The 26,055-nt window shown below is 67.8% G+C and carries 25 protein-coding genes; 14 read left to right on the top strand and 11 right to left on the bottom strand.

Annotation, left to right across the window (positions count from 1 at the left end; all coding sequences use genetic code 11):
- Nucleotides 1–15: 15 nt before the first annotated feature.
- On the bottom strand, nt 16–618 hold the full coding sequence (locus F8O04_RS08615) for a hypothetical protein (RefSeq protein ID WP_158028825.1): 603 nt from the start codon (nt 616–618) through the stop codon (nt 16–18).
- Between the two features lie 74 nt (nt 619–692).
- Here F8O04_RS08615 and hisD point away from each other — a divergent pair, with 74 nt between their 5' ends.
- The 3 genes from hisD to F8O04_RS08600 are packed head-to-tail and all read left to right on the top strand — an operon-like array spanning nt 693 to nt 3,564.
- Nucleotides 693–2,000, top strand: coding sequence for a histidinol dehydrogenase (gene hisD / locus F8O04_RS08610; RefSeq protein ID WP_158028824.1), 1,308 nt, complete (start codon nt 693–695; stop codon nt 1,998–2,000).
- Nucleotides 2,000–2,488 (top strand): transcriptional regulator NrdR, encoded by a 489-nt coding sequence (gene nrdR / locus F8O04_RS08605; protein ID WP_158028823.1) that lies wholly within the window; start codon nt 2,000–2,002, stop codon nt 2,486–2,488. Before hisD ends, nrdR begins: the two co-directional genes overlap by 1 nt.
- 2 nt (nt 2,489–2,490) lie before the next feature.
- The gene (locus tag F8O04_RS08600) at nt 2,491–3,564 is read left to right on the top strand and encodes a quinone-dependent dihydroorotate dehydrogenase (protein ID WP_158028822.1); all 1,074 of its coding nucleotides are present in this window, start codon (nt 2,491–2,493) and stop codon (nt 3,562–3,564) included.
- Nucleotides 3,565–3,762: 198 nt separating this feature from the next.
- Here the strand turns inward: F8O04_RS08600 and F8O04_RS08595 are convergent, their stop codons facing one another.
- On the bottom strand, nt 3,763–4,323 hold the full coding sequence (locus tag F8O04_RS08595) for a DUF3043 domain-containing protein (RefSeq protein WP_158028821.1): 561 nt from the start codon (nt 4,321–4,323) through the stop codon (nt 3,763–3,765).
- A gap of 111 nt (nt 4,324–4,434) precedes the next feature.
- Between F8O04_RS08595 and F8O04_RS08590 the strand changes: the two genes are divergently transcribed.
- The 5 genes from F8O04_RS08590 (at nt 4,435) to ctaF (ending at nt 9,791) form a co-directional block, all read left to right on the top strand.
- Nucleotides 4,435–5,931, top strand: a complete 1,497-nt coding sequence (locus tag F8O04_RS08590) for a M20/M25/M40 family metallo-hydrolase (RefSeq protein WP_158028820.1) — start codon at nt 4,435–4,437, stop codon at nt 5,929–5,931.
- Between the two features lie 177 nt (nt 5,932–6,108).
- The gene (gene erpA, locus F8O04_RS08585; RefSeq protein WP_158028819.1) at nt 6,109–6,474 is read left to right on the top strand and encodes an iron-sulfur cluster insertion protein ErpA; all 366 of its coding nucleotides are present in this window, start codon (nt 6,109–6,111) and stop codon (nt 6,472–6,474) included.
- Between the two features lie 181 nt (nt 6,475–6,655).
- A complete protein-coding gene (gene ctaC, locus F8O04_RS08580; protein WP_225734922.1) occupies nt 6,656–7,603 on the top strand; it encodes an aa3-type cytochrome oxidase subunit II in 948 nt (315 codons plus the stop codon).
- A gap of 14 nt (nt 7,604–7,617) precedes the next feature.
- Nucleotides 7,618–9,366 carry an aa3-type cytochrome oxidase subunit I gene (gene ctaD, locus F8O04_RS08575; RefSeq protein WP_158028817.1) on the top strand — a complete coding sequence of 583 codons (1,749 nt, stop codon included), beginning with the start codon at nt 7,618–7,620 and terminating at the stop codon, nt 9,364–9,366.
- Between the two features lie 5 nt (nt 9,367–9,371).
- Nucleotides 9,372–9,791, top strand: a complete 420-nt coding sequence (gene ctaF, locus F8O04_RS08570) for an aa3-type cytochrome oxidase subunit IV (protein WP_158028816.1) — start codon at nt 9,372–9,374, stop codon at nt 9,789–9,791.
- 355 nt (nt 9,792–10,146) lie between these two features.
- Here ctaF and F8O04_RS08565 read toward each other — a convergent pair whose 3' ends face one another.
- The 5 genes from F8O04_RS08565 to ctaE form a co-directional block, all read right to left on the bottom strand.
- Complete coding sequence (locus tag F8O04_RS08565) at nt 10,147–11,271, bottom strand: hypothetical protein (protein WP_158028815.1); 1,125 nt, start codon at nt 11,269–11,271, stop codon at nt 10,147–10,149.
- A 169-nt stretch (nt 11,272–11,440) separates the two neighbouring features.
- Entirely contained in the window at nt 11,441–13,039 is a 1,599-nt protein-coding gene (gene qcrB / locus F8O04_RS08560; RefSeq protein ID WP_158028814.1) for a cytochrome bc1 complex cytochrome b subunit, read from the bottom strand.
- Entirely contained in the window at nt 13,023–14,102 is a 1,080-nt protein-coding gene (qcrA, locus tag F8O04_RS08555) for a cytochrome bc1 complex Rieske iron-sulfur subunit (protein WP_158028813.1), read from the bottom strand. The genes qcrB and qcrA overlap by 17 nt, the downstream gene beginning before the upstream one ends.
- 66 nt (nt 14,103–14,168) lie before the next feature.
- Nucleotides 14,169–14,996: a cytochrome bc1 complex diheme cytochrome c subunit gene (qcrC, locus tag F8O04_RS08550; RefSeq protein ID WP_158028812.1), complete on the bottom strand. Its 828-nt coding sequence runs from the start codon at nt 14,994–14,996 to the stop codon at nt 14,169–14,171.
- A gap of 20 nt (nt 14,997–15,016) precedes the next feature.
- Nucleotides 15,017–15,658 carry an aa3-type cytochrome oxidase subunit III gene (gene ctaE / locus F8O04_RS08545; RefSeq protein ID WP_158029172.1) on the bottom strand — a complete coding sequence of 214 codons (642 nt, stop codon included), beginning with the start codon at nt 15,656–15,658 and terminating at the stop codon, nt 15,017–15,019.
- A 108-nt stretch (nt 15,659–15,766) separates the two neighbouring features.
- Between ctaE and trpD the strand changes: the two genes are divergently transcribed.
- The 5 genes from trpD (at nt 15,767) to F8O04_RS08520 (ending at nt 20,392) form a co-directional block, all read left to right on the top strand.
- Entirely contained in the window at nt 15,767–16,825 is a 1,059-nt protein-coding gene (gene trpD / locus F8O04_RS08540) for an anthranilate phosphoribosyltransferase (protein WP_158028811.1), read from the top strand.
- A gap of 237 nt (nt 16,826–17,062) precedes the next feature.
- Complete coding sequence (locus F8O04_RS08535; RefSeq protein ID WP_158028810.1) at nt 17,063–17,590, top strand: NfeD family protein; 528 nt, start codon at nt 17,063–17,065, stop codon at nt 17,588–17,590.
- 75 nt (nt 17,591–17,665) lie between these two features.
- Nucleotides 17,666–19,171: a flotillin family protein gene (locus F8O04_RS08530; RefSeq protein ID WP_158028809.1), complete on the top strand. Its 1,506-nt coding sequence runs from the start codon at nt 17,666–17,668 to the stop codon at nt 19,169–19,171.
- 208 nt (nt 19,172–19,379) lie between these two features.
- Complete coding sequence (locus F8O04_RS08525; RefSeq protein WP_158028808.1) at nt 19,380–19,664, top strand: GlsB/YeaQ/YmgE family stress response membrane protein; 285 nt, start codon at nt 19,380–19,382, stop codon at nt 19,662–19,664.
- Between the two features lie 125 nt (nt 19,665–19,789).
- Nucleotides 19,790–20,392, top strand: coding sequence for a hypothetical protein (locus tag F8O04_RS08520; RefSeq protein ID WP_158028807.1), 603 nt, complete (start codon nt 19,790–19,792; stop codon nt 20,390–20,392).
- 46 nt (nt 20,393–20,438) lie between these two features.
- On the opposite strand, the gene F8O04_RS08515 is transcribed toward F8O04_RS08520, so the two are convergent.
- Entirely contained in the window at nt 20,439–20,864 is a 426-nt protein-coding gene (locus tag F8O04_RS08515; protein WP_158028806.1) for a hotdog fold thioesterase, read from the bottom strand.
- A 183-nt stretch (nt 20,865–21,047) separates the two neighbouring features.
- On the opposite strand from F8O04_RS08515, the gene paaZ reads away from it, so the two are divergent.
- Nucleotides 21,048–23,153, top strand: coding sequence for a phenylacetic acid degradation bifunctional protein PaaZ (gene paaZ / locus F8O04_RS08510; protein WP_158028805.1), 2,106 nt, complete (start codon nt 21,048–21,050; stop codon nt 23,151–23,153).
- Between the two features lie 148 nt (nt 23,154–23,301).
- Here the strand turns inward: paaZ and F8O04_RS08505 are convergent, their stop codons facing one another.
- The 3 genes from F8O04_RS08505 to F8O04_RS08495 all read right to left on the bottom strand — a co-directional run bounded on the left by F8O04_RS08505 (nt 23,302) and on the right by F8O04_RS08495 (nt 25,895).
- Nucleotides 23,302–23,919, bottom strand: coding sequence for a TetR/AcrR family transcriptional regulator (locus F8O04_RS08505; RefSeq protein ID WP_158028804.1), 618 nt, complete (start codon nt 23,917–23,919; stop codon nt 23,302–23,304).
- Nucleotides 23,920–23,962: 43 nt separating this feature from the next.
- Nucleotides 23,963–25,231 carry a phenylacetate--CoA ligase PaaK gene (gene paaK / locus F8O04_RS08500; protein ID WP_158029171.1) on the bottom strand — a complete coding sequence of 423 codons (1,269 nt, stop codon included), beginning with the start codon at nt 25,229–25,231 and terminating at the stop codon, nt 23,963–23,965.
- A 184-nt stretch (nt 25,232–25,415) separates the two neighbouring features.
- The gene (locus F8O04_RS08495) at nt 25,416–25,895 is read right to left on the bottom strand and encodes a hotdog fold thioesterase (protein WP_158028803.1); all 480 of its coding nucleotides are present in this window, start codon (nt 25,893–25,895) and stop codon (nt 25,416–25,418) included.
- Nucleotides 25,896–26,055 lie beyond the last annotated feature (160 nt).

Genomic DNA, 26,055 nt, shown 5'->3' with positions numbered 1-26,055 from the left:
GGCGGGGCGAGCCGCCTAGTGCTCTTCCCGCCAGGCGTATCCCCGCAGTCGGGTGAGCAGGCCTGCCGGGGGTTCGAGCGGTTCCGGGCCGGCGAGGTCGCCGAACCACCGGAGCTCGATCACGTGCGGGCTGGCCACCGTGTCGAGGCGTTCCCCTCGGTGGCGCGCGCCGGGCTCGGGTTCAAGAACGAGCGACGTCCTCGGCATTCGTTCGACGTCGTGCGGTTCGTCGAGGGCGTCGTAGAGGTCCGCCGCCACGAACTCGATGGATCGTGCGTCGGCGCCCGTGATGGGGTCGTGGTGCACCCATGAGTCCGGCGCCCGCAGCGACAACAGGAACGGCAGGGGAGGACGATCGAAGAGAACCGTGACAAGCGCATCGCTCGTGCCGATCGCGACGAGGGTGGGAGGGATGGCGGATGGTCGGTCCCGGGCGAGAAGCAGGAAACCGTGGAGCGTCGCCGCGACCCGCGCGGTCGTCGAACTCGGGTCGTTCGGCGGCGCGAACACGACGTCGAGCCGATCGGCGTGGAAGGACGGCGTGCCATCGTACGAGGCGGAGTAGCAGACTCCCGCCCGGTCGGACGCTTCGCCCTCGGAGCCACCCCGTGCATTCACGCGCCAACGCTACCGGTGTCGGCGCGCGTTCACTCGCCTGAGTCCATCGGCCGTGCCAGTACGATTGACCAATCATGCTGCGCACCATCGACTTCCGCCGCACGTTCCCGCAACCGCACGAACTGCATGCCGCGCTGCCCCGTCCGGCCGTCGACGTGTCCGCCGCCCTCGCGACCGCCGCGGAGCTGATCGACGACGTTCGCGACCGCGGCGAGCCGGCGCTCCGCGAGCAGTCCGCTCGCTTCGACGGCGCCGAGCCGGCGACCGTCCGCGTGGGCGCGGCGGAGCTGAATACGGCCCTGACCGGGCTCGACCCCGCCGTGCGTGAGGCCCTCGAACTCATGATCGCGCGTGTCCGGAAGGCGTCGGCCGCGCAGGTGCCCCCGCCGAAGACCACCACCCTCGCCCCCGGCGCGGTCGTCGTGCAGCGCTGGCAGCCCGTCGACCGGGTCGGCCTCTATGTGCCCGGGGGCAAGGCGGTCTACCCATCGAGCGTCGTCATGAACGTCGTCGCGGCCCAGGCGGCCGCAGTGCCGTCGATCGCCATCGCCTCGCCGCCGCAGCGCGCCTTCGGCGGCGGAGTGCACCCGACGATCCTCGGCGCCGCCGCGCTGCTCGGTGTCGATGAGGTGTACGCCATGGGCGGCGCCGGGGCGATCGGCGCATTCGCCCACGGTGTCCCGGCGATTGGCCTCGGGAAGGTCGACGTCATCACCGGGCCGGGCAACATCTACGTCGCGGCCGCGAAGCGCGTCGTGCAGTCGCTCGTCGGCATCGACGCAGAGGCTGGGCCGACCGAGATCCTCGTGATCGCTGACGAGTCGGCCGACATCGAGGCGGTCGCGAGCGATCTCGTCAGCCAAGCCGAGCACGACGAGATGGCCGCATCCGTGCTCGTCACGACGGCGCCGGATGCGTGGGTCGAGCGGGTGCGCGCGGCGACGCTGCGGCGCGCGAAGGCGACGAGGCACGCCGACCGGGTCGCCGCCGCGCTCGGCGGGCCCCAGTCGGCGATCGTTCGGGTCGGCGACCTCGGGCAAGCCGCGCTCATCTCGAACGCCTACGCGCCCGAACACCTCGAGTTGCAGACGTCCGACGATGACGCCCTGCTGACGGGCATCACGAACGCCGGCGCTATTTTTGTCGGGCGCGACTCGCCCGTGAGCCTCGGCGACTACGTCGCCGGATCGAACCACGTGCTGCCGACGGGCGGGCAATCGGCGCACACCGCCGGGCTCGGCGCGCACACCTTCCTCCGGCCCCAGCAGATCATCCGGTACGACGCCGCGGCGCTTGCCGAGGTCGCGCCGCAGCTCGTCGCCCTCGCAGCTGCGGAGGATCTGCCCGCGCACGGCGAGGCGGCCAAGGCGCGCGCCCGCTGATGCACTGCCCGTTCTGCCGACACCCCGACTCGCGCGTCGTCGACTCGCGCACGACCGACGATGGCAACGCCGTGCGCCGCCGCCGGCAGTGTCCGGAATGCGGGCGCCGGTTCACGACCACGGAGTCGGCGAGCCTCAACGTCGTCAAGCGAAACGGCATCGTCGAGCCCTTCTCTCGCGAGAAGATCGTCGCGGGGGTGCGCAAGGCCTGCCAGGGCCGCCCGGTGACCGATGCCGACCTCGGTCTGCTCGCCCAGCGCGTCGAGGAGGCGGTACGTGCCTCCGGCATCTCGCAGATCGAGGCGAACGACATCGGACTCGCGATTCTGCCCCCGCTTCGTGAGCTCGACGAGGTCGCCTACCTGCGCTTCGCATCCGTGTATCAGTCGTTCGCCGGCCTCGAGGACTTCGAGCGGGCGATCGAGAGCCTGCGGAGCGATGGCGTGACCTCACGGCACGGCGGCGAGCCGCTCGACGACGAGGAGTGACCGTGTACCGCCTTCGCCTCTACCCGCTGGTGTTCGAGCTCGTACTACGCCGTCTCGAGACCGAACGCGCGCACGCGCTCGGCTCCGTCGCCATTCGGATGCTCGGCTCGGCCCCGCTCGCCACGATCGTCCGCCGGTTCACCGCACCGCATCCGAGCCTGCGAACCGAGGCGCTCGGGCTCACGTTCCCGAGTCCGTTCGGGCTCGCCGCCGGATTCGACAAAGATGCACGCGACGTCGACGGACTCCATGCGCTCGGGTTCGGGCACGTCGAGGTGGGCACCGTGACGCCGGTGCCGCAGCCCGGCAATCCGCGGCCACGAATGTATCGGCTCATCGACGACCGAGGGCTCATCAATCGCATGGGATTCAACAACCTCGGCGCGGTGCAGGCGGCGAGCGCCCTGCGTCGCCGCGCAACCGGCCCGGCCACGGGCGGCCGGATCATCGTCGGCGTCAACATCGGCAAGAACAAGGACACTCCCGCCGACCAGGCTGCGCGGGACTACGTTGCCGCGGCGCAGGCGGTCCGTGACGTCGCCGACTACCTCGTCGTCAATGTCTCCTCGCCGAACACGCCCGGCCTCCGCGGGCTGCAGGAGCTTGACGCGCTCGAACCGATCCTTCGAGCGACCCTCGACGCCGCGGGGGGCGTCCCCCTGCTGGTGAAGATCGCGCCGGACCTGAGCGATGACGAGATCCGCCGCATCGCCGGGCTCGCGACGAACGCGGGGCTTGCCGGCGTCGTCGCGACGAACACGACCGTGTCACGTGAGGGACTGCGGGCATCCGCCCGCGTTGTCGAGGCGTACGGGGCCGGCGGGCTCTCGGGCGGGCCGCTCCGTGAGCGATCGCTCCATGTGCTGCGCGTTCTGCGTGATGCGCTGCCCGCCGACCGGTGCCTCGTCTCGGTCGGTGGGGTCACTTCGGCCGACGACGTGCTCGAGCGGCTCGAGGCGGGCGCGAATCTCGTGCAGGGCTACACGGCGTTTCTCTACGAGGGCCCGCTCTGGGCGGCGCGCATCAATCGGGCACTGCGCCGGCGAGGCCTGCCGCGCACCGTATCGGCGGCGTGAAACGGGGATCGGATTCTACCCGATCCGGGGGCATGCGTTCTCAGCGGGCTACCTGGAAGCGTTGAGCGACGATTCGGGTGGCTCGCCTACAGTTACCACCACGAAGGCCCGCACGGAGTACCGAGCGGGCCTTTGGGTTTCGTAGCGGCGTGGCAGCCGGAGGTCGCGCGTCAGTCAGCGGTGCTGCGGCGGCGACGGTCAATGTCCGGTGAAGACGATGCGTTCGCCGCGCTTGACCTGCGGCTTCGGCATCCGCAGCATCCGCAGCTGCATGATGCGGGCGAGGGTTCCAAAGATGAACCCCTTCTCGAGTTTGGACTCGCCGACGACCGCACGGATCCGCCGCTTAATGAGGTTCGCGATGATCACGGCCTCCGTGATGGCGATCGCGAGGTAGGCCCAGATGAACGTCATGGCCCAGATGCCGGCCTCGGGCGCGGGGACGAACGTCACGAAGATCACCACGAACATGAGCGGCAAGAGCAGCTCGCCGAACGAAAACCGCGCGTCGATGTAATCACGCATGTAGCGCTTCTGCGGGCCGCGGTCGTTCTCGCGCAGGTAACGGTCGTCGCCCCGGGCCATGCCCTCGCGCGCCTCCTGCTGCTTGCGGCGCATCTGCGCCTGCATCTCCTTCTTCGCCTGCTTGCGATCGTCTGGGACGAGCGGACGGAAGTTTGCGGCCTCGCGCTCCCGTCGTTTCGGGGTCGGGCCCTTCTTCCCGTCGCCGGTCTTCTTCGGGGCGGTGGGCTCGCTCATGGGTGCCTCCGGGGAAACGCCGATGCGCACGTCACGCAGCCCGGCTGCGGCGCATCGCGCCGGCCGTGGCTGCGGCCGGCTTCGAAAGAGATGAAACCTAAGCTTATCGACATGCAGCAGCCGACGACGCCCGACGCCAGCGATCCAGCAACCGTCGCCGCCGGGAGGGAGACGGCCCGCGATGACCGGACCGGTGCGCTCGTGGGCGACCGCGACGACGTCGCGCTCGAGAGAGACCTCGGTGAGCGAGTCGACCTGCTGTTTCCCAGCGCGGTCGCGAGGCTCGCGGAGCTCGTTCGCATCCCGTCGGTCTCGTGGGCGTCGTTCGATCCCGAGCACGTCGAGCGCAGTGCGGCGCGCGTCGCCGAGATCGTGCGGGCGCTCGGCGTGTTCGAACGCGTCGACGTGCTGCGCTCGAATCGAGCCGACGGCACGCCCGGCCAGCCGGCGGTCGTCGCGGTGCGACCGGCACCTGACGGTGCGCCCACCGTGCTGCTTTACGCGCACCACGACGTGCAGCCGCCCGGTGACGAGGACGGCTGGCGCACGCCCGCCTTTGAGCCGACCGTCGTCGGCGACCGCCTCTACGGACGCGGCGCGAGCGACGACAAGGCCGGCATTGCGCTGCACCTCGCGGCGATCGAGGCCCTGCGGGATGTCACCGGCGGCGACCTGCCGCTCGGACTCGCGCTGTTCATCGAGGGTGAGGAGGAAGACGGCTCGCCGAGTTTCGACCGCTTCCTCGCCGACCACGGCGACGCGCTCAGGGCAGACGCGATCATCGTCGCCGACAGCGAGAACCCCTCGGTCTCGACCCCCGGGCTGACGGTGTCGCTGCGCGGCAACATCACGTTCCGACTCACGGTGCGCACCCTCGAACACGCCTGGCACTCCGGCATGTTCGGCGGTGCGGTGCCGGATGCCGTGCTTGCGATGGTGCGGACCCTCGACTCCCTGTGGGGCCCTGACGGAGGCGTCGCCGTCGCGGGGCTCACGGCTCGCGAGGGCGCGGACCCGGGCATCGAGGGGGACGAGCGGCGCATCGTCGAAGCGGGACTGCATGGCGCCGCGACGCCCATTGGGCGGGGATCGGTGCGCGACCGGACCGCGAATCAACCGGCCATCACGGTCACGGGCATCGATGCGCCCTCGGTCGCCACCGCCTCGAACACCCTCGTTCCGAGTGTGAGTGCGCGCGTTTCGGTGCGCGTCGCGCCAGGGCAGGATGCCGACGCCGCGCGGGACGCCGTCGTCGCGCACCTGCGTGCCCACGCACCCTTCGGTGCCACCGTGGAGATGAGCGAATTCGACATCGGCCAGGGGTTCCTGGTCGACCACGGGACTCCCGCCGTCACGACGATGCTCGACGCCATGCGCGACACCTGGGGGAGCGAGCCCGCGCTCGTCGGCATCGGCGGATCGATTCCGTTCATCGCGTCGCTGGTTGAGCGCTACCCCGACGCGCAGATCCTCGTCACGGGCGTCGAAGACCCGGCCACCATGGCGCACAGCCCGAACGAGTCACAGCACCTCGGCGTGTTGCGGCGGGCGACGCAGGCCGAGGCGCGGTTCCTGCTGCGCTTCGGTCGCGGCGTCGCCGAGCGGTGATTTGGGAATATCGCGTACGCTCCAAGTGTTGCTGCTAGAGCGGCGGCGGAGGAACGCGACGACCGACCCCACGACGGCCGTCGGACGCGCACCGCGGTGCAGCGTGGGCTGGTCCGCGCCTCCGCGCAATGGCAGTACCGCGCATCGGCACCTGAGGCGCTTGACGAAGGAGGAACCATGAGCACGACGCTCGACGGGATCACGATGACCGAGAACACGCACGGCGTGACGCTCTCGCCGACGGCGGCAGCCAAGGTCAAGAGCCTGCTCAGTCAAGAGGGCCGCGACGACCTGCGCCTGCGCGTCGCCGTGCAGCCCGGCGGCTGCTCGGGCCTCATCTACCAGCTGTACTTCGATGAGCGCGAGCTCGAGGGCGACGCCTCGGTCGATTTCGACGGCGTCGAGGTCATCATCGACCCGATGAGCACACCGTACCTCGAGGGCGCCTCGATCGACTTCGAAGACACGATCCAGAAGCAGGGGTTCACGATCGACAACCCCAACGCGGTCGGCTCGTGCGCGTGCGGCGACTCATTCCACTGACCGACGGCTGACCGGGCTCCGACACGCCCGGGCTGAACGGCGCGACGGCGGCATTCTCCTGCGGGAGAGCCGCCGTCTCTCGTTCGACGAGCTGTCGAAGTCGGCGCGCCCGAATCGTTCTGACGCGGCAGGACCCACTAGACTGACAGCCACCTGTATGCGTCACCCCGAAAGGTCTGTCGTGCGAAAAGACCACCGATCCAAGTGGATCGCGCTTCCCCTCGCGGGACTCATCGTCGCGGTTCTCGCGGCCTGCACTCCCCAGCAGTATCAGCAGGGCTGGCTGCCCGGTGAGCCCGGGGTCAGCTCGATCGGCGACATGGTGATGCCGTTCTGGGTCAACAGCTGGATCACGCTCGTCGCGCTCGGCGTCTTCGTGTGGGGCCTCATCATCTGGTGCCTCGTGGCGTATCGCCGACGCAAGACCGACACGGCCGCGCCGCGCCAGCTCCGCTACCACATGCCCATCGAGATCCTCTTCACGGTGATGCCGTTGATCTTGGTCGGCGGGTTCTTCGCCTTCACGGCACGCGACTCGGCCGCGATCGAGAACAACTACGCGGTCGGCGAAGACGCCGCGCTCGACCCCGACAACGCGGCGGACGTGCACATCGAGGTGTACGGAAAGCAATGGGCGTGGGACTTCAACTATCTCCCCGTCGACGGCAGCGAGTACGACGGTGACGTCTACTACGAGGGCGTCCAGGCTCAGCCGACCTTCGACGAGGACGGCAACACGACCGGCGAGATCGATGAGGCGTCGCTCCCCGTGCTGTACGTGCCCGTCGGCGCGCAGGTACTCGTCGATCTCAAGAGCCGCGACGTCGCCCACTCGTTCTGGATCATCGACTTCCACTACAAGGAAGACACGATTCCGGGCAAGACCAACCAGATGTCGTTCACGGCCGACCGAGTCGGAACGTACCTCGGCAAGTGCGCGGAGCTGTGCGGCGAGTACCACGCGATGATGCTGTTCCAGGTGCACGTGGTGGAGGCCGACGAGTACAACGCCTACATCCAGTCACTGCGCGACGAGGGCAACGTCGGCTCACGGGGCGACGAATACAACCGCAACAACAACCTTCCGGGTACTGAGGTTCCGCACCACGGCCCCGAAGAGACCGAGTAGGACAGGCGAAGATCATGACTTCGACGTTGAACCGTCCGGCGAAGACCATCCCGGTCAGCGAGGCGAACCCCGTCCCGAGCCGCACCGTCGCCCGCAAGGGGAACACGCTCGTCAACTGGCTCTCGAGCACCGACCACAAGGTGATCGGGTACATGTACCTGATCTCGAGCGTGATCTGGTTCTGCATCGGCGGCGTCATGGCGCTGCTTATCCGCGCACAGCTCTTCGAGCCCGGTATGGAGCTCATCGCCTCGCGCGACCAGTACAACCAGCTGTTCACGATGCACGGCACGATCATGCTGCTCATGTTCGCGACGCCGCTCTTCTCGGGCTTCGCGAATGTGCTGGTACCGCTGCAGATCGGTACGGCCGACGTCGCGTTCCCCCGCTTGAACGCGTTCGCCTTCTGGCTGTTCACCTTCGGTGCGATCGTCGCCGTCGCCGGGTTCCTCACGCCGAGCGGAGCGGCGGCGTTCGGCTGGACGGCGTACACGCCCCTCTCGCTGACAACGTTCTCGCCCGGGGTCGGGGGGAATCTCTGGACCGCGGGCCTTGCCGCGACCGGTTTCTCCACAATCTTCGGTGCCGTGAACTTCATCACCACGATCGTGACGATGCGCGCGCCCGGTATGACCATGTGGCGCATGCCGATCTTCACGTGGAACGCTCTCATCACTTCGATCCTCGTGCTGTTCGCGTTCCCCGTGCTTGCCGTGGCCTGGTTCGGCCTCCTGATGGACCGCGTCTTCCTCACGCACATCTATGACGTGGATGCCGGTGGCACGATCCTCTACCAGCACCTGTTCTGGTTCTTCGGGCATCCGGAGGTCTACGTCATCGCGCTGCCGTTCTTCGGCATCGTCTCGGAGATCTTCCCGGTCTTCAGCCGCAAGCCGATCTTCGGCTACAAAACGCTCGTCGGGGCCACCATCGCGATCGCTGCGCTGTCGGCGTCGGTGTGGGCCCACCACATGTACGTGACCGGTTCGGTCCTCCTTCCGTTCTTCGCGCTCATGACGATGCTCATCGCGGTGCCGACTGGCGTGAAGATCTTCAACTGGATCGGCACGATGTGGCGAGGTTCGATCACGTTCGAGACGCCGATGCTATGGTCGCTCGGGTTCCTCGTCACGTTCATCTTCGGCGGTCTGACCGGTGTGATCCTCGCGTCTCCCGTGCTCGACTTCCACCTGTCAGACACCTACTTCGTTGTCGCGCACTTCCACTACGTGGTGTTCGGCACGGTCGTGTTCGCCATGTTTGCCGGCTTCTACTTCTGGTGGCCCAAGTGGACGGGCAAGATGCTCAACGAGCGGCTCGGCAAGATCCATTTCTGGTTGCTGTTCGTCGGTTTCCACATGACCTTCCTCATCCAGCACTGGCTTGGCGTCATGGGCATGCCTCGGCGCTACTCCACGTACCAGCCGGAGGACGATTTGACGTGGATGAACCAGCTTTCGTCGCTCGGGGCGATCGTGCTGGCCATCTCGATGATTCCGTTCTTCCTCAACCTGCTTGTGACGGCCGTCAAAGCGCCCAAGGTCGAGGTCGACGACCCCTGGGGTTACGGAGCCTCGCTTGAGTGGGCGACGAGCTGCCCCCCGCCGCGGCACAACTTCACGTCGATCCCGCGCATCCGGTCGGAGCGACCGGCATTTGACCTGCACCACCCCGAGCTTCAGACCGTCATGGTTGGGCGTGGCCCGCTGAAGGACGCGCCGCAAGTGCCGGTGACCGATGAGCACTCCGGAGAGGTGAAGTAGGGACCATGAAGTCGCTCGAGCGAATCCTCCTCGTCATCGGAGGCTTCTTTCTCATCGTCGCGATCGCGTACTCGGTCTGGACGACGGTCGACCAGGGTCAGCCCGAATGGGTCGGCGTGGTCGCCCTCACACTGCTGTTCGTATTCTCGGGGTTCATCGCGTTCTACCTCTGGTTCGAGCGCAAGCCGTTCCGAGTGAAGATCCTGCCCGAAGACCGGCTTGACGCCGATGTTGACGAGGCCGAGTTCGAGCTCGGTCAGTTCAGCCCGTGGAGCTGGTGGCCCATCCTGCTCGCCGCTACGGTCGGCTTCGCGATGTTCGGCATGGCGGTCGGCATCTGGCCCGCGTTCTTCGTCGCTCCGCTCGTGCTGTGGGGCATCATCGGCTGGTCCTTCGAGTACTACCGGGGTCACCTGAAGCACTGACGCGCTCCGTCTGGCGCACCGCCGCGACGACAGGCCCCCGCCGCCCGGCAGGGGCCTGTCGTCGTAGGCGTCTGCTGCATCCCCATCGGAGCGGGTGGTCGGGGACTCGGGGGCTTCGCCCCGTGAGCCATCCGGGCGCCTCCTGCCAACGCTCGTCGTGGCCGTGGGGGCTTCGCCCCGTGAGCCATCCGGGCGGCTCCTGCCAACGCTCGTCGTGGCTGTGTGGGTGTGCCACCACTCCTGGCCACGCGCCCCGTCTGTTCTGAACCTCGAGGATTCGCTGCCAAATACGTACGGGCGGCCGGGCCGAGCGTCATGCTCGTCCCGACCGCCCGTACGTGGCAGCGCGTTGTCGCTAGGCGGTGCGGCGACGCAGCAGCAGGGCGGCTCCACCGAGAGTGAGCGCCGCTGCGGCAACGGCGGCGATCAGCAGACCGTTCCCGCCATCGGTCGATGCGAGTCCGTCGTCATCGCCAGTGCCGTTGCCACCGGTGCCCTGTCCGGGCGTGGTCGGCGTGGTGGGGTCGGCGGGGTCGGTGGGGTCAGCCGTCGCCGTCGGGGTCGCGGTCTCCGTTGGCGTCTCCGTCGGGGTCGCGGTCTCCGTTGGCGTCGGCGTCGGTGCCTCGGCCAGCGTGACCGTGAACGTAGCGCGGTCGAACGATGACGTCAGGTCGCTCCTCGCGATCGTGTAGACGCCCGTGCCGGCGTTGGTCACCGTCAATGCCTCGCCCCCGGAGTTCGTCGCCGTGACGCTTTCGACGACGTACCCGTCGACGGGGGTCACAACGACACCCATGGCAGCCTCGAGGAAGTTGTACTGGGTCGCCCCGCCGGGCGCCGTGACGGCCAGGTAGTCCCCGTTCGACGCGCTCTCGTACGACGCGATCTCGTCCGCGCCGTCGATGAACGCGATGCTCGCGGCCTCGTACGTCGGCTCCTCCGAGCCGGGAGTGAACACCACCGCGGTCGACGAGATCATCGAGACGCCCACTTGCAGCATGTCACTGCCCGAGCTCACCGTCACCGTCGTGACCGAGCGCTCGCCGGCGACCGTTGAGAAGGTCGAACGTTCGCCCGTGCGTGAGTTGATCCACGTGGCATCGGTCACCCGCGGGACCTCGACAACCTCCATGCGCTCATTGCCATCGACGTTGAACGCCGTAGAACGCGGGTTCGCGAGCTGGAAGTACACCTGGTACTCGCCGGCGGGAAGGTCTGCGAAGTTGAACGTGCCGTCGTCGCCGGCGCCGGTGCCGTACCAGTTGCCGGCAGCGTCCTGCGCGTAGAGCAGGCCCGGGTTCAGGTCTTCGCCCTCGTCGTACTGACCGTTCGGCTGCTGGTCGCGGAAGTAGGTGACGCTGAGGTCGGAGGTGGCGCCGGCCGCCGAGGCGGGCTGGGCAGGGGCGATGAGCAGCAGGCCGCCAACCCCCATGGCAACCGCGATCGTCGCGGCAGAGATGCTCGAGAACAGGCTTCGCATTTTCGTCACTTTCTTCGGTGAAGGAACTGGCGCGCAAGTGACGCCGCCCGAAGGCTAGGGAACGCCAATGAACGTCGGGTATCGAGCGCGCGATGAGGCGGCGCCCGACGAAACGCCGAGGGGCAGCATCCGGACGTTGGATGCTGCCCCTCGGCGTGCGGAGCGCGGGTCAGTCGTGGTGCTTCGCCCGCTCGAGCTCCGTCTTCGTGATGGGTTCGATGCGGTCCTCGAAGAACCAGCGGCTGACCGCGGCTCGAACACGCTGGACCGTGCTGATCTTGCCGTTCGCGTCGGGCCGCACCACGAGCGGGCCGTAGTCGTTGTACGACGTGATGGACCAGCGCTCCTCATCCGCGAGTGGCACGTGCACCTCGACGAACTCGCCGTGCGGGAGTCGCACGACGCGGCCGGACTCGATGCCGTGCAGCGCGATCGAGCGGTCCTTCTTCTGCAGGCCGAGGCAGATGCGCTTGGTGACGAAGAACGCGACGAACGGGCTGACGATCAGCAAGAACTGCAGCACGTGGATGACATGCTCCAAGGCGACGTGGAAGTGCGTCGCGATGAGGTCGGACGATGCCGCTGCCCACATGACGCCGTAGTACATCGTGCCGGCGGCACCGATCGCCGTTCGCGTCGGGGCGTTGCGCGGACGGTCGACGAGGTGGTGCTCGCGCTTGTCGCCCGTGATCCAGTTCTCAATGAACGGCCAGACCGCAACAGGGATCAACAGCAGCATGATCAGCGCGATCGGCACGAGGATCGCCCACGACCAGGTGAAGCCGAACCAGTACGTCTCCCAGCCCGGGGGAATAAGACGCAACATGCCGTCGGCGAAGCCGATGTACCAGTCGGGCTGCGTGCCGGCCGAAACGGGGGAGGGGTCGTATGGGCCGTAGTTCCACACCGGGTTGATCTGGAACAGCGAGGCGATCAGGAAGATGAACCCGAACACCATGAAGAAGAAGCCGATCGCCTTGCCGCCGAAGACGGGCAACACGGGATTACCGACGACGTTCTCGTTGGTACGCCCGGGGCCGGGCCACTGCGTGTGCTTGTTGATGATCATCAACAGCAGATGCAGGGCCAGGAAGAGGATCAGGATCGCGGGCAGGATCATGATGTGCAGCGAATACAGGCGCCCCACGATGTCGAGGCCGGGGAACTCGCCACCGAAGAGCAGGAACGAGATCCAAGTGCCGATCAGCGGGATGCCCTTCACCATGCCGTCGATGATGCGCAATCCGTTGCCCGAGAGCAGATCGTCGGGGAGCGAGTAGCCGGTGAAGCCCTCCGCCATCGCGAGGATGAACAGCACGAAGCCGATCACCCAGTTGAGCTCGCGGGGCTTGCGGAATGCGCCCGTGAAGAACACGCGGAGCATGTGCACGCCGATCGAGGCGACGAAGAGTAGCGCCGCCCAGTGGTGCACCTGACGCATGAGCAGGCCGCCGCGGACATCGAAGGAGATGTCGAGCGTAGAGGCCATCGCCGCCGACATGCCGACGCCCTTGAGGGGAATGTACGAGCCCTCGTAGGTGGTGTGCGTCATCGTCGGGTCGAAAAAGAACGTCAGGAACGTTCCACTCAGCAGAACGGCAACGAAGCTGTACAGCGCCACCTCGCCGAGCATGAACGACCAGTGATCGGGGAAGATCTTGCGCCCGAGTTCCTTCACGAGCCCGGACATGCTGGTCCGTTGGTCGAGGTAGTCGGCCGTCTTCGCGATGAGGCCGGTCTCGCGCACCGGGCTAGACGTTGTAGTCATGCTTGCGCTCCCAGAAGCTCGGGCCGACAGGTTCGAGGAAGTCGCTCTGTGCGACCAGGTAGCCCTCGCCGTCGACCGTGATGGGCAGCTGTGGCAGCGGACGGCCCGCTGGACCGAAAATGACCTTGCAGTGCTCCGTCACATCGAACTGCGACTGGTGGCAGGGGCAGAGCAGGTGGTGGGTCTGCTGCTCGTAGAGGGCGACGGGGCATCCGACGTGCGTGCAGACCTTCGAGTACGCGACGATGCCGTTGTAGGACCACGACTTGCGGTGCTCTTCTTCCTTCAGGCGCTCCTCGGGGAGGCGCATGAGGAGCACGACGGCCTTGGCCTTCTCCTCGAGCATGTGGTGCTCGAGGTCGATGAGGCCATCCGGGATCACATGGAAGACCGAACCGATCGTCACGTCGGATGCCTTGATCGGCGTTCCGATGGGGTCGCGCACGAGCCGGACGCCCTCGTCCCACATGGTCTCGTGCAGGAGGTCGACGGGCGCGGGGTTATTGCCGTTGTACAGGTCGCGGAAGAGCACGATGCCGGGAATCGGCAGGGCGAGGACCGCGCCGATGAGCGAGTTGCGCAGCAACGTCCGGCGTCCGAATCCGGACTCCTCGTTCGCCTGCTGGAAGACCTCGACGGCGCGGGCGCGCGTGGCGGGCGACCCCTCGGTCTTATGACGCGACTCGACCATCTCGTGGTCTTTCATGAGGTACTTCGACCACATGACGGCCCCGATGCCGATCGTCATCATCGAGAGTGCGATGCCGAGCCCGAGGAACATGTTGTTGGCCCGCACCGACGTGATGTCTTCTCGATCGATCGGCCAGATGAAGTACGCGGCGACCGTGAACACGGTCGCGGCGAACGAAAGCCAGAAAAGGAAGATGATGAAGCGCTCGACCCGCTTCGCGGCACGGGGATCCGTGTCGGTCACGCGGGGCCGGTGCTCCGGCAGCCCGGGATTCTGGAAGCCGTCAGTGGGGAGCAGGGCGGTGCCCCGGCTCACCGTCCGCTCGGACGAAGTGGCGGTGCGCAACTCGCCGCCGTGTTCGTCTTCAGCCATTGAAGTCCCTTTCTGGGTAAAGCAGATATCGAAGTCTGTACGCGCGCCGGACTGGCTTGACGCTACCTAGCTCGGCCGCGACGTGATCCAGATGGCCATCGCGATCGCGCCGCCGATGCCGAAGACCCAGACGAACAGGCCCTCCGAGACGGGACCGATCGAACCGAGGCCGTAGCCGGCGACACCGTCCGAGACCTCGGTCTGCCAGCGGATGGCGGTGATGATGTCGGCCTTGTCCTGGGGGGTGAGGTTGGCGTCGTTGAACACGGGCATGTTCTGCGGCCCCGTGATCATGGCCTCGTAGAGGTGCACTGGCTCGACGGTCTGGAGCTCAGGGGCGAACTTGCCCTGCGTGAGCGCGCCGCCCGCCGCCGCGACGTTGTGACACATGGCGCAGTTGATGCGGAAGAGCTCGGCGCCGTGCGCCGCATCGCCGTCCGCCTGCAAATACTGCTCGTCGGGAATCGCTGGCCCGGGCGCGAGTGACGCGACGTAGGCCGCCATCTGGTCGATCTGCTCGTCGGTGAACTGCACCGGTTTCTTCGGGGCCTGTGGCGACTGCGACTGCATCGGCATGCGGCCCGTGCCCACCTGGAAGTCGACCGAAGCGGCACCGACGCCGATCAGGCTCGGACCGTTCTCGGTGCCGACGGCATCCATGCCGTGGCAGGTTGCGCAGTTGGCGTTGAACAGCGCCTTGCCCTCCGCGACCTTCGAGGCGTCATCGATGGTTGCCGCGTGGGCCGTCGGCGTGCTGATCGCAGCGTCGATGCCGGTGTAGGCACCGCCCGTCGCGAGCAGCCCGAGACCGAGCAGCGCTGCAGTGGCGAATGGGGCGCGGCGAGCTGCCGTCTTCCGTGTCGCCCGTGTCCGAGTCGTCTTCTTGCGTTGCATGATGTGTATCCCTCGGCGGCTTACGAGATGAACGGCAGGATGTAGATGACGAAGAACAGACCGATCCAGACCACGTCGACGAAGTGCCAGTAGTACGAGATGCAGATCGCGCTCGTCGCTTCGCGGTGCCCCATCCGTCGAGCCGCGTAGATGCGCCCGATCACGATGAGGAACACGATGAGACCGCCGGTCACGTGCAGACCGTGGAAGCCGGTCGACATGTAGAAGGTGCTCGTGAACGCGTTGAGGTTGAGCACATAGCCCTCACTCACGAGCGTGGCGTACTCCCATACCTGGCCGCCGACAAAGATCGACCCGAGCACGACCGTGGCGTAGAACCACTCGATCGTGCCCCATTTCGCCGGTGACCAGCCGGTCGCGCGCGGCTTGCTGTGCTCTGCGGCGAAGACGCCGAACTGGCAGGTGACCGAGGACAGCACGAGGATCGAGGTGTTGATCGACGCGAACGGGATGTTCATGATGTCGTGGCCAGCCGCGAACTGCTCCGGCGCCATTGCGCGCAGCGTGAAGTAGATCGCGAAGAGACCCGCGAAGAACATCACCTCACTGCCGAGCCAGACGATGACGCCGATCGCTGTCGTGTTCGGTCGCTTGACCGCGGGGAGCGCGGTGGTGGGAGATGCAGCAGTCACGCACACCATTATGTCTGAAATCACAGGTAGGGGTGCCACGCGCGGCTCCATGCGCGTGTCGACAGCGTGTAGAAGTCGTTCGATCGGCGTGTCGCCGGCCCCACTACAGTTGACCGCATGTCGAACGCTCCCACGTGGCCCGGCCTGCTCGAATCGCTTCTCACGCGCGAGGACCTGACGGTCTCTGAGGCGACATGGGCGATGGAGCAGATCATGCGCGGGCAGGTCTCACCCGCACGTCTCGCCGGCTTCCTCATCGCGCTGCGCTCGAAGGGCGAGACGGTCGAAGAAGTGGTGGGCTTCCGGGATGCGGTGCTCGCCAACGCGGTTCCGCTCGACATCACGACCGACGCACTCGACATCGTCGGCACCGGCGGCGACATGGTCGGCACCGTGAACGTGTCCACGATGTCGGCGATGGTGTGCGCAGGAGCCGGGGTTCCGGTCATCAAACACGGGGGGCGGGCCGCGAGCGCCAAATCGGGATCGTCCGACGTGCTCACCGCGCTGGGAGCGGTGCACAGCAGCGACCCCGACCGCGCGCGGCGCATCTTCGAGGAGGTGGGACTGACCTTCCTGTTCGCAAGCGAGTTCCATCCCGGGTTCGCCCACGCCGGACCCGTGCGCAAGGAGCTTGGCGTCTCGTCGGTCTTTAACTTCCTCGGCCCCCTCACCAACCCCGCCCGACCGGAGGCGAACGCGGTCGGCGTGGCGAAGGAATCGGCGATCCCCATGATCACGGGAGTGTTCGCCAAGCGGGGTGCGTCCGCACTCGTCTTCCGCGGAGACGACGGCCTCGATGAGCTGACCGTGACGGGGTACAGCCGCATCTGGCAGGTCTCGAAGGGCGTCATTACCGAGCACGACGTGCATCCGCGTGATCTCGGCCTCGGAACCTACCCGATGGATGACCTTCTCGGCGGCGCTCCCGAGCTCAATGCCGAGATCGCAAGACGTGCCCTGAGCGGCGAGCAGCATGGCGCCGTGCGCGACATCGTGCTGTTCAATGCGGCAGCAGGCATGGTCGCCTACGACCTGTCGACCGATCCCGCGAGCGACGAGGTGCCCATCCGAGAGCGGCTGACCGGCAAGATCGAAGTCGCGCGCGAAACGATCGATTCGGGGGCGGCGATCGCGCTCCTCGACCGATGGCTCGCTGCCACGCAGGCGGACTAACTGCCCGCGACAGCATCGAAAGGTCACGCACCCGGCGCGCCGTCGCCTTGAGCGCGGCGCGTGACAGGTGACCGAGCTGCACGAACGGGTGAGTCCCGTCATGCACGGGACGGATGCTGCAGGCGCAAACGCGGCGCGCCTGCACGACGAAGCCAGACCACAGCATGACCTGCCGTTCGCGCCACACCGATAGGCTCTGAGACGCACCACGGCAAACTCTCGGAGCACACACAGCGCATGACACTTTTCATCATCCTCGGCGGCGTCGGCCTGGCGCTCTTGCTGGTGACGCTCATTTTCGGCGATTTTCTTGATTTCGACGGCGGCGGGCTGGTCTCACTCCCCGGCATCGCGGTGGGACTCGTGCTGTTCGGCGCGTCCGGCGCGATCACCCTGAGCGCGGGTCTGGACATGATCTGGGTCTACGTGATCGCGATCATGATGGGCCTGGTCGCCTACGCCCTCGCGGCTCTTGTCGTTCGGAGCCTGCAGCGCTCGAGTGACGGCGAGGCCAGGGACGTGACGGGTGACACGGGCGTGACGATGAGCCGCATCACGGTCTCGACCGGCGAGGTGTACCTCGACGCCCCCGGCGAGATCGAGCGGCGCCAGGCGTTCGCCGACGAGGAGATTCCGCAGGGCGTTCGCATTCGCGTCGTGCGCGTCTACGGCCCGAGAGTCAAGGTCGAGCGGGAGACGCCCGCCCCGGCGGATCCAGCGCAGCCTGCCGCCCCGGACTCACCGAACGCGCCCGCGTCCGGCTAGCCCGCCCATAGCATCCGCCCCATCGCGGGCGCTCACCCACCGCCCGACACCAGCAAGAGAGAGCACCAGCAACCGATGGACTTCATACAGAACAACGTCACCGTCATCGCGGTGATGGCGGTCATCATCGCCCTCCTGGCGGTGGTGATCTTCATCTCGTCCCGAATCCGCCGCGTTCCTCCGAACGAGGCGCTCATCATCGTCGGACGCGGCGCGGGCCAAGGCCCGACCGCCGATCTCACCGGACAGCGCGTCGTCATCGGCGGCCGTACCTTCATCTGGCCGATCCTGCAGCAGGGCTTCCCGATCTCGCTCGAGCAGCGCCAGATCGGCATCAACGTCGAGGGCGTCGACAAGAACCGCATCAAGATCGCGATCAAGGCGTCGATCAACTTCAAGGTGTCGGGCTCGGAGGACGGCGTGCGCCGCGCCGCGCAGCGATTCCTCGACCAGCAAGAGGCGCTCAACGACATCATTCGCGAGTCGCTCGAAGGGTCGCTCCGTTCGATCGTCGGCGACATGACGATCGAGCAGATCATCTCCGATCGCAAGTTCCTCGGCGACCGCGTCGTCGCCGAGACGAAGGCCGACCTGATCGAGCAGGGTCTGCAGGTCGACCTGCTCAACATCTCGGACATCTCGACGCCGGGCAACGACTACCTGCAGAACCTCGGCCGCGCCGAGGCCGCCCGCGCTCGTCAGGTCGCCGAGGTCAGCGAGGCCGAGGCCGCACGTATCAGCGAGTTCGCCAAGATCGAGGCCTCCGAGCGCATCGCCGAGCGTGAGAAGGAACTGCGCTTGCGTCAGGCGACCATCAAGGCCGAGACCGACCGCGCGAACGCCGAGGCCGATGCGGCGGGCCAGTTCGCCCGCGCCGAGCAGGACCGCCTCGTTGCCCAGCAGGAGCGCGAAGCGCTCGCCGAACAAGCGCGCGTGACCCAGGAGCGTCTCGACATCGAGGTCCGGAAGCCCGCGGAGGCCCAAGCCTACGCCAAGGTGCAGGAGGCGACTGCTCGCCGCGACACCGAGAACGCGGCGACCGACGCCGAGGTGTACCGGCGCACGCGAACGGCCGAGGCCAACAAGGTCGCCGCCGTGCAGGACGCCGAGGCCGCGGCCACTTCGGTCCGCTTCGCCGGTGAGGCCGAGCGTGACCGGCAGATCGCCCTCGCCGAAGGTATCAAGGCCGAGGGTGACGCCCGGGCTGCCGCGACGCAGGCCGAGGGTCTTGCCGAGGCTGCCGCGACCGACGCGAAGGCCCAGGCCCTCCGGAAGTACGGCGAGGCCGCGCTCGCGCAGGAGATCATCTCGCGTCTGCCCGAGATCGTGTCGGCGGTCGCTGCCCCGGTCGGCAACATCGACCAGCTCACCGTCGTCTCGACCGACGGCGCCTCGGCCGTCACGAAGGTCGTCGGTCAGGTGCTGGGCGAGAGCACCGAAGTACTTGAAACCCTCACGGGCATCGACCTTCGCGCGCTGCTCAGCAACGTCGGCAAAGCCTCCGGCCTCGGCTCGCGACGCGACGACGGCAACGGCGCTGGCAGCGGCGACGGCGCTGACTTTGAGGAGTCGCGCGCCTGATCGGCAATGGATGGCTGCCCGCGCTCCAGCGCTGAGTCGGACGCCGCTGAGGGGCCCCGGGCGCGCGCCCGGGGCCTTTTCGCGCCCCCGACGCGGTGCAGCCGCAACTAAATCCTTACTTTATGTTCGGCATCCGGGCGAGGTGCGCATGTACGGTAAACATGCGCGGAACTCCCACGCAATACGAAAGCTGTCACTGGAGGACAACATGCTCGGTCTCAGTTTCATCCCCTGGATCATCGTCGGGCTCATCGCAGGTGCAGTCGCGAAGCTCATCCTTCCAGGCCGGCAGGGTGGCGGCTTCTGGCTGACGCTGCTGCTCGGCGTCATTGGATCCGTCGTGGGCGGCCTGATCGCCTCGATCTTCTTCAACCCCGAAGAGTGGGGCTTCTGGAACATCTGGACATGGGTGTTCGCGGTCGTCGGTTCGATCGTCGTCCTGCTTATCTGGGGCCTCATCACCCGCGGACGTCGACGCGACACCACCGTCTAGTTCGACGGGCGTCTCTGCACCGTGGCTCCGGTGCGACCGCATTCGGCGGTCGCACCGGAGCTTCGTCGTTCTCGCCGCGTTCCCGCTTAGCCGCTGGCGTCGCCTGCGCCACGTACACTGAGCCCGTGTTCAAGCGACGTGGTCGGCGGTCGGACGACGATCAATCGCCCGAGCGACTGCCGTCGCGCGACGACGTCGCCGACGAACTGGCCGATGCGAGGCCCGACGACACGCCGGTCGATGCCGCCGATCTCGACGAGCATCTGGAGCTCGTGGCCTTTCGGCCCGCCATGCTCCCAACGGTGAAACGCGTCGCCCCGGCGCTCCTGATCGTCGGCATGCTCCTGTGCATCCCGTTCGCCACGGCGACCCCGCAGGGCCGGGAGCTCGTCGTCGAGCGCGGCGTGCTCGGTCTCGCCTTCACGTGGCTCGGCATGATCGCGATCATTGTGCTCGCCGCGCTCGTCGCGATCTCGCTGTCGCGGGCGATCTCGAACCCCGCGCGACGCTCGCGGCGCACCGACACCATCAAGCTCGCCTTCGGCGAGTCGGCGTTCGCGGCGTCGGGGGCAACCCTGGCCGGCGTCGTCATCATGTCGATCGACTTTCTCGACATGGTGACCGTCATCGCGATCGTATTCACCATGACGTTCCTCTTCACGTGGGCCTCGGTCTTTCCGCTCTACCGCGCGTCGTGGGACGCCGAGTCGACTCGAGGTCCGCAGTAGGGTTCGCCGGTCACTGGAGGTGGCGCTCCGCGTCCGGTGACGGGCTTCAGGCCTCGACGTAGTCGAAGCCCGGGATCGGGCGGTCGACGACCTTGTTCGTGATCCGCATCGAGCACAACCGCGTGCCCGACTCGTCTTCGATGATGACGTCGTGGCTGGTGAGCGAACGGCCGAGCGAAATCGGCGTCGCGGTCACCGTGATCGTGCCGTCCGTGGCCGAGCGGTGGTGCGTCGCCGAGACATCGACGCCGACGGCCGACTTGCCGAGGGTCGAGGCGTAGATCACGGCGGCCCAAGAACCCACCGCCTCGCCGATCGCGAGCGAGGCGCCGCCGTGCAGGAGCCCAAACGACTGGCGATTGCCGGCAACGGGCATCGTCGCGACGACGCGGTCGATTGACTGTTCGAGGACGCGAACGCCCATGCGCTCATCGAGCTCGCCGAGGGTGATCGTCCAGGGTTGGAACGGCATTGGGGTCTCCGATTCGTGCGGAAAGGTCGAGGGTGGTCGGGTACGCTGAGACAATACCGACCGCCAAGTCAGTAATTCATGCTCGGCGAGGCCCCATGCGGTGCGCACTCCGCCCTCGATCGTCCCGATCGTACGGTGCTGGAGCCGTGGCACCGTCGAAGCTCAGTGGAGAGAAGAGACAGCATGAACGCAACGGAAACGGCCGCGGTGGCCGCGCCCTACGTGCAGAGCTACGTCGGAGGCGCCTGGTGGTCGCCGGCCGACGATGCCTCGGGAACGCCGGTGCTCGACGCCAACACGGGCGAGCAGATCGCCCGCTCGTCGACCGAGGGGCTCGACCTCGCCGCCGTCATCGACCACGCCCGCACGGTCGGCCGGCGGGTCATCCAATCGATGACCTTTCACGAGCGGGCGTTCACGCTGAAGCAGCTCGCCCTGTTTCTGCAGGAGCGGAAGGAGACGCTCTACGACGTCTCGCGGCGCACGGGGGCGACGGCGCGCGACAACCTCGTCGACGTCGACGGCGGCATCGGAGTGCTGTTCACCTACGGCTCGAAAGGGCGCCGTGAGCTGCCCAACTCGACGATCATCATCGACGGCGACGTCGAGTCGCTGTCGAAGGACGGCACGTTCCTGGGAGAGCACGTCTACACGTCGATGCCGGGCGTGGCCGTGCAGATCAACGCCTTCAACTTCCCCGTCTGGGGCATGCTCGAGAAGTTCGCCCCCGCCTTCATCGCCGGGGTCCCGTCGATCGTGAAGCCGGCGACACCGACCGGGTTCGTGACCGAAGCGGCGGTGCGGCTCATCATCGAGTCGGGCATTCTTCCGGATGGCGCCCTGCAGCTCGTCTCGGGCTCGGCGCGCGGCCTGCTCGACCACCTCGACTACCGCGACGCGGTGGCCTTCACCGGCTCGGCATCGACCGCGAACGCGCTCCGCGCTCACGTCAACGTCGCGGAGGGCGGGGTCCGATTCACCGCCGAGGCGGACTCGCTGAACGCGGCCATTCTCGGCCCGGATGCCGTTCCGGGCACGCCGGAGTTCGACGCGTTCGTGCGTTCGGTCGTCACTGAGACGACGGCGAAGGCCGGCCAGAAGTGCACCGCGATCCGTCGCACGATCGTTCCGAGCGGCCTCGTGCAACCCGTGGTCGACGCGGTCGCCGAACGTATCGCGAAGCGCGTCGTCGTCGGCGACGCGCACGACGAGACGACGACGATGGGGCCCCTCGCGTCGCTCGAGCAGCTGCGCGACGTCGGGGGAGCGGTCGACGAGCTCCTCGCCGCCGGTGCGCGTGTCGCGTATCGCGGCGCCCTGCCCGACTCGCTCGCCGCCCGCGGGGCGTACATGAGCCCTGTCGTGCTGACCTGGGACGACAACCGGGCCGAGCTGCTGCACTCGCGCGAGGCGTTCGGGCCGGTCACGAGCGTCGTCGGCTACGAGTCGCTCGGCGACGCCGTTGAACTCGCCGCGCTCGGCGCGGGCTCGCTCGTCGCGACGATCTGCACGAACGACGGCAACACGGCCCGCACGCTGCTGACGGGCATTGCGGGGCACCACGGCCGGGTGCTGCTCCTCAACCGCGACGACGCGAAGACCTCGACGGGCCACGGCTCGCCGATGCCGCACCTCGTACACGGTGGGCCGGGCCGCGCGGGCGGCGGCGAAGAGCTCGGCGGCATCCGCGCCGTGCACCACTACATGCAGCGTTCGGCGCTCCAGGGATCGCCCGATCTCCTGACGCAGGTCACGGGCGTCTGGCATCGGGGAGCGCCGCAGCGCGTCGCGGGCGAGGCGGCGTTCGGAGGCTCCGAGGAATTCGTGCACCCGTTCCGCAAGGCCCTCGACACGCTCCGCGTCGGCGACGCGTTCGCGTCGGGCTTGCGGCAGGCCACGCTCGACGAGATCACGGCGTTCGCCGAGTCGACCGGCGACATCTTCTACGCGCACGTCAACGACGAGGCGGCGACGGCGAACCCTTTCTTCCCCGGCATCGTCGCGCACGGCTACCTGCTCGTGTCGTGGGCCGCCGGTCTGTTCGTCGCACCGGGCCGCAGCCCCGTGCTCGCGAACTACGGGCTTGAAAAGCTGCGGTTCACCACGCCGATCGGCGCGGGCGACTCGGTGCGCGTCGTGCTGACGGCGAAGGAGATCCGCTCCCGCGTGGATGCCGACTACGGCGAGGTCGTGTGGGATGCCGTGCTGTACAACCAGCACGACGAGCTCGTCGCGACCTACGACGTGCTCACGCTCGTCGCGAAGGACGAGTCACAGGCTCTGGGGTAGGCCGCCTAGGCGCTCGGCCGTGGAGCTACCAAAACGGACACCGGCTACCGGAGGAGCGGTAGCAATCGTCCCAACCGGTAGCCGACGCCGACCGAGCTGCCCCGCGTTCGGGGCCGACCGGGGAGCTGCCCCCGCGTTCGGGGCCGACCTATCCGCGCGGGCGCAGGCCGTCAAAGGCGATCGCGACGACGCTGTCGCCGAGTTCCTCTCGCCGCAGGGGGCCATCGGGCCGGTACCACTCCGTGATCCAGTTGATCATGCCGAACAGGAGGCGGGTGACGACGCGCGGCTGCAGATCCGAGCGCAGGGCGCCAGACTTCGCCGCCTCCTCGATGAGATCGGCCACTGCGTGGTCGAAGGCTCGCCGCCGCTCCATGGCGCGTCGCTCCATCGGCGTGTTGCCTCGCACCCGCAGCAGCAGGGTCACGTTCGAGAGCTCGTCGACGAGCACGCCGACCATGGCCCGCAGCACGTATTCGAGCCGCTGGTCGACGGGTCGTTCGCGGGCCGCGGGCCGATCCAGCACGGCCTCCAGCTCGCTGATCGCGCGGTCGAGCGCCACCTCGAGCAGCTGCTCCTTGCCGGGCACGTGGTGATAGATGGCCGACTTCGAGATGCCGAGGCGATCGGCGATCATTCCCATGCTCGTCGCCTCGTAGCCGTGCCGGTTGAAGAGCTCGACGGCAGCGGCGACCACGGCATCCTGGTCGTAACCCGGGCGGCCGCGGCGCGGGGCGGGCTTGCTGGTCGTTGGCACGGCGCTCATCGTAGTGCCGTGCCGTCGCCCGCCGCGGGCAGCTCGCGGTGGGTCATTCGCCGAGCCCGCGGCGGTCGTAGACGCGCTTCATCTTGCCCGCAGACCGCTCGATCGTGTTCGGCTCCGCGACCTGGACGCGCACCGACGAGCCGATGTGGACCTTGATATCTTTCACGAGTCGCTCCGCCCCCGCCTCGGCCTCCCCGCGCGCGACCTCCGGCCGACGTTCGATGACGACCGTGAGCTCGTCCATGCGATTCGGGCGCGTGAGCTCGAGCTGGTAGTGGGGGCTCAGCTCGGGCACGGGCAGCGCGAGCTCCTCGATCTGCGACGGGAACAGGTTGACGCCCCGCAAAATGATCATGTCGTCGGTGCGCGCTCTGATCTTCTGCATGCGGCGCATGTTGGGCCGCGCGTCGCCCGGCAGCAGGCGCGAGAGGTCCTTCGTGCGGTACCGGATGATCGGCATGGCTTCTTTCGTCAGCGACGTGAAGACCAGCTCACCCTCTTCGCCGTCCGCGAGCACGGCCGCGAGATCGTCGCGGTCGCAGATCTCTGGCAGGAAGTGGTCCTCCCAGATCGTCGAGCCGTTCTGGTGCTCGAAGGACTCGCCGGCGACGCCGGGCCCGATGACCTCGCTGAGGCCGTAGATGTCGCTCGCCGTGAGGTCGAGGCCCTCCTCGATCTCGGCGCGCATCTGCTCGGTCCACGGTTCGGCGCCGAGCACGGCATACTTCAGCGAAGTCGCACGGGGGTCGAGGCCCTTCCGACGCATCGCATCGAGGATCGTCAGCAGGTATGTCGGCGTACAGGCGATCGCCTGGGGCTCGAAGTCCTGAATGAGCTGGATCTGGCGTTCGGTCTGCCCTCCGGACATGGGGATCACGGTGGCCCCGAGTCGCTCGATCGCGGCGTGCGCCCCGAGCCCGCCGGTGAAGAGGCCGTACCCGTACGAGTTCTGCACGAGCATCCCGGGGCGAACGCCCGCGAGCCGGAAGCAACGCGCGCCGACGGTCGCCCAGTTCGCGAGGTCCCGTTCGGTGTAGCCGACGACGGTGGGGCGGCCGGTCGTTCCCGACGACGCGTGCACGCGCCGCACCTGCTCCATGGGCACGGCGAACGTCTTGAACGGGTAGTTCTGCCGCAGGTCCTCCTTCGTCGTGGTGGGGAACCGGCTGAGGTCACCGAGCTCGCGCAGGTCGTCGGGATGCACGCCGTGCGCGTCGAACTTCTCGCGATACATGGGCACGTTCTCGTAGGCATGCCGCACGGTCCACTGCAGCCGCCGCAGCTGCAGCGCCTCGAGCTCGTCGCGGCTCATGCGCTCTTCGGGATCGAGCAGGTCGTCGTCGTGCTGCGCCGCCTGGATGCCGTGCGTCGTCGTCACTGTCGTCTTCCTTCTCCGGTCGGCGGGTGCCGGCCGATCGCGTTGTCGTGGGTGCGTTCGTGTGTGGGGTTCGCCGGGTGCGGTGTGCGGTGCAGTCTGGAGCGAGGGATGGATGCCGTCAGGTTTCGTCGGCCGGCCTCGGGACGGTGCGGCTGCGGCCGCGGAACAGGGCGACGCGCCGAGGCTCGCGCTCGCCCGGGCGCTGGGCCAGGACCTGGACGTCGTAGACGCCGCTGCGCGCGTCGTGCACCTGCGTGCCGATGGCCGTGAGCGTGTCGCCCTCGCGGGCGGGGCTGAGGAAGGTCACGTCGGCGCCGGAGGCGACCGTCATGGTGTCGGTCCGTTCGGCGTGGTTGCTGGCGAGCTCGAAGGCGGTGTCGGCGAAGGCGAAGATCATGCCGCCCTGCACCGTGCCGAAGCCGTTGAGCATCTCGGGCCGCACGGCCATCTGGATGACCGCATCGCCGCGGGTCGCGCGCACGACGTGCACGCGCATCCACTCGGCGAGGAGGTTCTCGCTGAGCGAGTCGTGCACTGCGGCGAGGTCTCCGAGCGATGGGGGCGTCGCACCATCAGCGAGGGGTGGGGGGGTCTCCATGGCACTCCCTTGTGCGTGCGTGTCGTGCGAGCGGCGGACGTATTTCCCGACCGCTCATGCAGAAAATACCAAACGTCCGACATTGTCAAGCTGATCGGTGGATCCGCGGTGGCTCCGAACGTCGAGATGGGGTGAGGATTCGACTCCCGTCGTCGCGCGC

Source organism: Pseudoclavibacter endophyticus, from assembly GCF_008831085.1.
Taxonomy (GTDB): domain Bacteria; phylum Actinomycetota; class Actinomycetes; order Actinomycetales; family Microbacteriaceae; genus Pseudoclavibacter; species Pseudoclavibacter endophyticus.
Note: the sequence above shows the minus strand (reverse complement) of the source record. Positions and strands in the feature narration are given on the sequence as shown.

Excerpts from the sequence above, each read along its gene's own strand:
- hisD (WP_158028824.1), top strand. The coding sequence starts at position 693 with ATGCTGCGCACCATCGACTTCCGCCGCACGTTCCCGCAACCGCACGAA.
- nrdR (WP_158028823.1), top strand. The coding sequence starts at position 2,000 with ATGCACTGCCCGTTCTGCCGACACCCCGACTCGCGCGTCGTCGACTCG.
- F8O04_RS08595 (WP_158028821.1), bottom strand. The coding sequence starts at position 4,323 with ATGAGCGAGCCCACCGCCCCGAAGAAGACCGGCGACGGGAAGAAGGGC.
- F8O04_RS08590 (WP_158028820.1), top strand. The coding sequence starts at position 4,435 with ATGCAGCAGCCGACGACGCCCGACGCCAGCGATCCAGCAACCGTCGCC.
- erpA (WP_158028819.1), top strand. The coding sequence starts at position 6,109 with ATGAGCACGACGCTCGACGGGATCACGATGACCGAGAACACGCACGGC.
- ctaD (WP_158028817.1), top strand. The coding sequence starts at position 7,618 with ATGACTTCGACGTTGAACCGTCCGGCGAAGACCATCCCGGTCAGCGAG.
- ctaF (WP_158028816.1), top strand. The coding sequence starts at position 9,372 with ATGAAGTCGCTCGAGCGAATCCTCCTCGTCATCGGAGGCTTCTTTCTC.
- F8O04_RS08565 (WP_158028815.1), bottom strand. The coding sequence starts at position 11,271 with ATGCGAAGCCTGTTCTCGAGCATCTCTGCCGCGACGATCGCGGTTGCC.
- qcrB (WP_158028814.1), bottom strand. The coding sequence starts at position 13,039 with ATGACTACAACGTCTAGCCCGGTGCGCGAGACCGGCCTCATCGCGAAG.
- qcrA (WP_158028813.1), bottom strand. The coding sequence starts at position 14,102 with ATGGCTGAAGACGAACACGGCGGCGAGTTGCGCACCGCCACTTCGTCC.
- qcrC (WP_158028812.1), bottom strand. The coding sequence starts at position 14,996 with ATGCAACGCAAGAAGACGACTCGGACACGGGCGACACGGAAGACGGCA.
- ctaE (WP_158029172.1), bottom strand. The coding sequence starts at position 15,658 with ATGGTGTGCGTGACTGCTGCATCTCCCACCACCGCGCTCCCCGCGGTC.
- trpD (WP_158028811.1), top strand. The coding sequence starts at position 15,767 with ATGTCGAACGCTCCCACGTGGCCCGGCCTGCTCGAATCGCTTCTCACG.
- F8O04_RS08535 (WP_158028810.1), top strand. The coding sequence starts at position 17,063 with ATGACACTTTTCATCATCCTCGGCGGCGTCGGCCTGGCGCTCTTGCTG.
- F8O04_RS08530 (WP_158028809.1), top strand. The coding sequence starts at position 17,666 with ATGGACTTCATACAGAACAACGTCACCGTCATCGCGGTGATGGCGGTC.
- F8O04_RS08525 (WP_158028808.1), top strand. The coding sequence starts at position 19,380 with ATGCTCGGTCTCAGTTTCATCCCCTGGATCATCGTCGGGCTCATCGCA.
- F8O04_RS08515 (WP_158028806.1), bottom strand. The coding sequence starts at position 20,864 with ATGCCGTTCCAACCCTGGACGATCACCCTCGGCGAGCTCGATGAGCGC.
- paaZ (WP_158028805.1), top strand. The coding sequence starts at position 21,048 with ATGAACGCAACGGAAACGGCCGCGGTGGCCGCGCCCTACGTGCAGAGC.
- F8O04_RS08505 (WP_158028804.1), bottom strand. The coding sequence starts at position 23,919 with ATGAGCGCCGTGCCAACGACCAGCAAGCCCGCCCCGCGCCGCGGCCGC.
- paaK (WP_158029171.1), bottom strand. The coding sequence starts at position 25,231 with ATGAGCCGCGACGAGCTCGAGGCGCTGCAGCTGCGGCGGCTGCAGTGG.
- F8O04_RS08495 (WP_158028803.1), bottom strand. The coding sequence starts at position 25,895 with ATGGAGACCCCCCCACCCCTCGCTGATGGTGCGACGCCCCCATCGCTC.